The organism is Corynebacterium marquesiae (genome assembly GCF_030229635.1).
In the GTDB taxonomy this organism is placed as follows: Bacteria; Actinomycetota; Actinomycetes; order Mycobacteriales; family Mycobacteriaceae; genus Corynebacterium; species Corynebacterium marquesiae.
Genome location: NZ_JASPII010000020.1, coordinates 26,734 through 32,781 on the forward strand (window position 1 = coordinate 26,734; position 6,048 = coordinate 32,781).

Genomic DNA, 6,048 nt, shown 5'->3' on the forward strand with positions numbered 1-6,048 from the left:
GCCCAGCTATCTGAACGAATGGGCAGGTAGATCCATTAATTAGCACACATATGCTTTAGCATATGGCGGAACATACGCTATAACATATGGTTAAACATATGTTCTGCCATAAGGTGGGCCTCGCGGGCGTACAGAGGTGGGGCGAACGACTACGCAGATTTCTACCCGCAGTAGAGAAAAGGTAGCTACGGCCTCGGTGTGGGAGTATTGCGAAACCTTCGCGCGCGCATTAGCCTAAAAGTGACAGCACAGTTCATCCCTGAATTGCGGCTGCACAATAAAAAGGGCCCCAACGAGCGGCCACTCGTTGAGACCCTCGGGCCTAAAGACCCACGTGAAGCGTCACTGCAATGAGCTTCACTGTTACGGTCGCAAGTGTTATGACCTTGATTGCCACATCGAGCCAGCTAAGCTTCGTGGCGTCAAGGTCTTTTCTTTTGCGACCGGGTGTATCCAATGAGTGCTTACCCATTGTCTACCTCCCTTTTACGTCGTAGGGTTGTCCGCTCGCCTGAAAAACGGCGCGCGAGACAGCCCACGTCACGCGCGGGCCTTACCGCGCACCGACGAGGAAGTCACGCCCACACCCCACCACAAGTAGCGGGGTGTGATTGTGAACCAGCACTAACGCTAGCAGTCACCCCTGACGAGACCTAGAAGCATGATTCCACCTCCGCCTTTATAAAGTTATGCACGAGGGAAAACACGCACAGAGACACTCGTAGCCGCCCTCAAGTCTGCTGATTTCCTCGCCTACGGGTTGAGAATAAGCATACGAACCCGCAGGTAGGACTACATATGGGCGGACATATGCTAAAGCGTATGCCGTGCCATATGCCTAAACATACGGCATGTACTGTGGGGCGTATATTCACCCGCCCCATCGCGGTAGCTATGCGTTTTTCAACGCCCGATACACCGTAGGGCTTGAACGGAATTCATGTAGGCGCAATCAGGGGCTATAAAGTATCGCATTACTTGCATCCAAACCTGTACATTCAGAGAATTGCCTTGGACTGGCGGTAACAGGTACCAGATATGCGTTCGTAAAATTCGCGCGCGTTAATGTCGCTCCACGAAGGTCTGACTCGCTAAGAATTGCGTTCGTAAAATCTGCGTCGGTGAAATCTGCCGATTTCAAGTTAGCCCATGCCACCATGGAGCCGCGAAACGAGCATCCTTTGCATATGCTTCCTTCGAGATTGATATCCGTCAGGTCATAGTTGGACATATCTTTCCCGGAAATGTCTTTCCCAGCGAGCTCCGTGGCCCACGATTGAGGCATCGTTTTGTACATTTGCTATTTAATCTGCGGTGAATTGATAATCCATTGCGGGCAACGGCCTTGGTAGCCAAGACAGTGGGTGGTTACAACTCCGTAAGGTTTGCCGTCCCTTATCTTGTTGAAGCCAACCACCGTTAATATGTCTGTGGTTTCAACTTTCCGGCACTTCTTAAAAGGTCCCCAACCTGAGCAGGAAATATGATCCATGGGCAGGCGATATTCATAGCGGTCGCCGGAGCGCTTAATTTTTGGCGCATATTTTGTTGAAGCTTGTGAAGCACGAATGGATAGACCGTGTTTGTTCTGGTTTTTCGCCCGAGCCTTTTCCCGAAGGTAAACCAGCTTTCCATTTTTATCCGTCCACTGCGACACGATAGTGTAAGGGCCTTTATTTCCAAAGAAAGATAATTCCGAGTCGACAGAAGTGTCGAGGTTCTTCGAAGCGGCAGCTTCTGTCAAGATTTCCTCCGCTGTAGAGTCATAGCTTTCCACTGTTCCTGGGATTACCCCGAAATCTTCTGTAGGGGCAGAGGTAGATGCATTGGCAGCTGAGACAAATTAGCCATTAGAAGTAGAGCAGCCATTGTCTTGCCTAGTGCGTTTTGGTCCAGTATTTCCGCACGATAGAGTCTCCCACTTGTAGAAAAGTACTTATCCTAAAAGTACCTTCTCTAATTAACGAAGGGAATGCTCATATGCGTGATATGAAATACAAACTGGATGAGTGGCCGATCTGTATTGCGAGGGTTTCATAACAGGAGAACAATCTGTGCGGAATAACTTCCCTACATATCGGGCATGTGCCAAGAGGGTGTTTTAGCGTATTTTCTGCCGTATGGCGGGACTGACAGGTGTGCAGATTTACCGATACGGCTGCACCGCTCTAGGCGTTTTTCAACGCCCGATACACCGTAGGGCGAGTAACGCCGAATTCTCGAGCGAGCGCTGCTTTCGACTCCCCCGCTAGTGTGCGTCGCTTAATCTCCGCTACTTGGTCGGGTGTGAGGGCGGGTTTGCGGCCTTTGTACTTGCCGGCCTTTTTCGCCAGCTCAATCCCCTCCGCCTGGCGTTCGCGGATAATTGCCCTCTCAAACTCCGCGAAGCTACCAAGAATGCCGAGCATTAAATCCGCGCGCGGGTCCGTGGTGTCTTTCGCAAAGATAAGATTCTCATGCAGGAAGGTAACAGTCACACCTTTGCTGGTGAGTTCATCAACAATGCCGCGAAGATCTGTCAGCGAGCGGGCGAGGCGGTCAATCGACGAGACAACTAACTCGTCGCCGTCGCGCACATACGCCATACACTCCCTCAGTCCTGGGCGCGCAGTCTTGATACGGCCGGAAATCTTATCCTCAAAGAACCGGTCAATCCTGCCGGAAGCATTGAGCAGTTCTTTTTGACGCTGATTATTCTGCTCCACCGTCGAGACACGGATATAGCCCACCCGCTGACCATGCGAACCAGAGTCATTGCCCATTAGTCTTCGCCCCGCGAAGGGTTAAAGGCAGCATTCTCCTGGGCAATGACCGCATCACGATACGACTCAACCACCCGCGCCAAGTCAGACAACTGCGCCCCGTCGAGACCATCAGCATCAGCAAGCAAAGAGTGCACAATCCTGCCCAACGCCTGCTGCCCCGACGACAACCCATCATGCAGATCTTTCACCCGCACCAACGCGGGCACAGAGTCAATATGACTTTCAATATGGAAACCATCAGGCGATAACACCACACTCACCGCTTTCTGTAAACATAAGGCCTAGACCCCACTAGACGCGTGTAAAACAATACTATGAACGGCCCTATTTTACAGGAAACATTCTTCCCTAAACCGGCGTAACAATAGGGTGTACCCGATTGCGAAGTGGATCTAGCGGGCTCTAACCCGGAGGGGTAGGCGATTCCACATCCTTAAATATAGGGGTGCGGCACGGAGTGTCGTCGATAAATAACCATTTGATGCGCGCGTGCGGAATTAACAACGAAATACCGCTAAAACAGACAACATATGGGGTGCACAGAAACACATATAAGTTCTGCGGAAAACCTATAGGGTGCGTCGCTAAAAACCGCTGTGCGCGAAAAACATAAAGGGTTTACGGACCCGGTCCCAGACCCCTCAATACTCTGAGCCGGAAGAATGGAAAGTGGAAGGTTGATGTATCCCCACTATTTATTTTTTCCGTTTTTCGGAGTACATCGGGAGCTACAACTGCGGACCAGCTCTGTGTGAACTAGATGAGAAGGCGCAGCAGCGAATCATCGACGCTGGACAGTTGGTGCTGCGGGCACGCGAGCGGCACCCCCAGCGGTCACTCGCGGAGCACTACAACCCGTTATCGATGGACCCAATTCTGCTCAAGGCTCACAACAACTTGGACCGGGAAGTCGATAAGGCTTTCGATGTGGCACGCAAACTCACCAACGAGCGCCAGCGCCAGGAGCTACTGTTCGCCAGCTACGGGGAGTTGGCGAGGGGCTATGTCTCCTCGCTTTCATCAAAATCGAAACCACCAGCAGGGTCGTTCCCCGTGCGGGTGATTTTGATCGGTCCCGCTGCTGGGTGTAGAACCCTGTCGCTGGCAACGCCGGGAACTATGACTGTGCCCGACGAGAACACGTCACTGCCATAACGCGGCTCACGGTAGACGAACATGGGTCGTTCACTACTACTGGTGGATTTCGGTTTTGGTGGTGGGGGGATTACCGCCGCCGGCCTCGATTTTTCCGTTGAGGAGGGCGTTGACTACTTCCCGATTGTGAAATGGGCCGATGGCGCGGTGAAGAGGAACCAGTCACCTGGAAGAGATCGATCCAGTCGCTGGTGTGCAATCTGGGAGGTAGGGTTGCGGGGTCGATTCCTCGCGAGCGCAACCATGATTGTGTCTCTGAACGTGATGAAAACAACCCTGCCCTTCGGAGAATTTCCCCTATCCCGCGTCCCCGGGCGGTGAAAACGGTGTGCACCATCGCCTGAAAGGCTTTGCGTTGCTCTATCGGGATCTTCGGGTCACCCACCCGGCGGATCACTAAGATCCCCCCGTCAACGTTTGGCTGTGGCCGGAAAGCAAACCTTGGTACTCGGGAACCAAGGTGAAACGTGAACCATGGGGACCACTGAGCTGTCATCATCGTGCTTGCACCTACCCCGGCCCGGCGGCGAGCGACTTCCCACTGCATGAGGAGTACAGCGTCAGTCCATGCCGGCGCATGCAACAGCTTTCGAAGAATGGCAGTGGTGAGGTGAAAGGGAATGTTTCCCACAATGACGCAGGGAGTGGCGGGTAACGGGAAGTTGAGGAAATCATCATGGACCACTTCGACCGACGCCGAGGCGGTCTTTTTTGTGAGTTTGGCAGCTAGTTTTGCGTCTACCTCAACTGCCGTTATTGCCCTCCCCAAGTGGGATATCGGGTGAGTGAGGGCACCGCTTCCTGGCCCGATCTCAATGATGGGGCCGGAGGTTTGTTTTACAAGATCGACGATGGAGTTGATGATCTTGTGGTCTGTGAGAAAATTTTGGCCATGTTCGTGACGGCCGTATCCGTATGTAGACATCAGGTGTGCTCCGTGGAGTTGAAACGGAGCCGGGCATGGCAAATGGCCGCCCGGCTAAAGGACCGGAGCGGTTTCTAACCTGCGGGAGGGAGAAAACCGCCTTAGCGGCTGGTGAGCGGCCGCATGAAAACGGAACCTGAAATCAACATGGGCCTATCGTATCCAATTAATTTCGCAGGGTCCAATACGGTGAGAAAGAAGACAACCGCACCGCAACAGTGCAAGACCTCTCTGGATTGGAATTTGTCCTACCTTCGGCTCGTCGTACAGACGCCACTGGCGTATTTTGTCTCTGGGCAACGAGGGGGAGTTACCCCCACCTCCGGATGTTTTTAAGGTGCACCCCTTATTACGCTGTGGTGCGGGAGTAGTTTTGTCCGACTGATCGGACTACCCACCGACGTGGGGCGGGTAGTTCGAGGTCCCAGCAGATGATCGCGTCGATTTCGCCGCGTTCAAAGGATGCCACCATGGCGTCGTAGTCGGGGCGAGCCACATTCTTCTTTGACGCGGAAATGGACTGATCGACGTAGTTATGTCCTATGTCCAACGTCCAAGCCACGCTGCTTTGCAATGGCTTCACAGTCCTGACGCTGCCGGTCGATGGTGAGGCCATCCACGTCAGCGTCTCGCGAGATACGAAGGTAAATAGGAGCGCGTGTTGCCAAACGCTTTTAATAAGGCCCTTAGCTAACATTGAACTTAAAACTCGACGCTCTATCCACTCAACGTCCTCGTATGGTCCTGTCTTGCTTTGTAAGCGATTGGTACATCTCAGAAACCCCGGTGTTCACGATCTCTGTCTTCACATAGATAAAGCGCGTTGGCAATTATTACCCTTAAAGAGTGATTACCAACGAACTTCGAAATTTGCTAGCCAAAGCAACTACTCATGCACGGCGCTTTCAGGACGGAGGAGATCACACTGTAGCCGCAGCACTCCTCACCAAATCAGGAAAACACGTACTCGGTTTGAACGCGCACCATTTCCTCGGTGGTCCTTGCGGGGAAGTCTCGGCTTTAGCCAACCATGCTGCTAGTTATCCAGAGGACCCAATCCAAGCAGTAGTCGCCGTATACGGACCTACTGGTCAAGTTATTCCTCCCTGCGGTAAATGCCGCCAGGTGAAGCGTCCTGGGTTTAGTTCCGCTTCTTTTACGGCCCTGTGTTGATGGGCTGGGTGAGATAGTACTCGGTTTCTA

The 6,048-nt window shown here is 52.8% G+C and carries 8 protein-coding genes; 2 read left to right on the forward strand and 6 right to left on the reverse strand.

All coding sequences use genetic code 11. The features are described from left to right. Positions 1 to 952: 952 nt before the first annotated feature. From QP971_RS11400 to QP971_RS10690, 4 genes are all read right to left on the reverse strand, one after another. Positions 953 to 1,297: a pentapeptide repeat-containing protein gene (locus QP971_RS11400; protein ID WP_049358518.1), complete on the reverse strand. Its 345-nt coding sequence runs from the start codon at positions 1,295 to 1,297 to the stop codon at positions 953 to 955. Between the two features lie 3 nt (positions 1,298 to 1,300). Then, a complete protein-coding gene (locus QP971_RS10680) occupies positions 1,301 to 1,777 on the reverse strand; it encodes a hypothetical protein (protein WP_269953982.1) in 477 nt (158 codons plus the stop codon). Positions 1,778 to 2,168: 391 nt separating this feature from the next. Continuing rightward, entirely contained in the window at positions 2,169 to 2,762 is a 594-nt protein-coding gene (locus QP971_RS10685; RefSeq protein ID WP_284787901.1) for a recombinase family protein, read from the reverse strand. Further along, positions 2,762 to 2,899 (reverse strand): hypothetical protein, encoded by a 138-nt coding sequence (locus QP971_RS10690; RefSeq protein ID WP_284787904.1) that lies wholly within the window; start codon positions 2,897 to 2,899, stop codon positions 2,762 to 2,764. Before QP971_RS10690 ends, QP971_RS10685 begins: the two co-directional genes overlap by 1 nt. A gap of 667 nt (positions 2,900 to 3,566) precedes the next feature. Here QP971_RS10690 and QP971_RS11360 point away from each other — a divergent pair. Next, the gene (locus tag QP971_RS11360) at positions 3,567 to 3,920 is read left to right on the forward strand and encodes a type IIL restriction-modification enzyme MmeI (RefSeq protein ID WP_016423158.1); all 354 of its coding nucleotides are present in this window, start codon (positions 3,567 to 3,569) and stop codon (positions 3,918 to 3,920) included. 70 nt (positions 3,921 to 3,990) lie between these two features. Here the strand turns inward: QP971_RS11360 and erm are convergent, their stop codons facing one another. After that, positions 3,991 to 4,845, reverse strand: coding sequence for a 23S ribosomal RNA methyltransferase Erm (gene erm, locus QP971_RS10695; protein ID WP_049172293.1), 855 nt, complete (start codon positions 4,843 to 4,845; stop codon positions 3,991 to 3,993). Between the two features lie 349 nt (positions 4,846 to 5,194). Continuing rightward, on the reverse strand, positions 5,195 to 5,428 hold the full coding sequence (locus tag QP971_RS10700) for a recombinase family protein (RefSeq protein WP_224784272.1): 234 nt from the start codon (positions 5,426 to 5,428) through the stop codon (positions 5,195 to 5,197). Positions 5,429 to 5,691: 263 nt separating this feature from the next. Between QP971_RS10700 and QP971_RS10705 the strand changes: the two genes are divergently transcribed. Next, positions 5,692 to 6,018, forward strand: a complete 327-nt coding sequence (locus QP971_RS10705) for a hypothetical protein (RefSeq protein ID WP_284811780.1) — start codon at positions 5,692 to 5,694, stop codon at positions 6,016 to 6,018. The last annotated feature ends 30 nt before the right edge of the window (positions 6,019 to 6,048 follow it).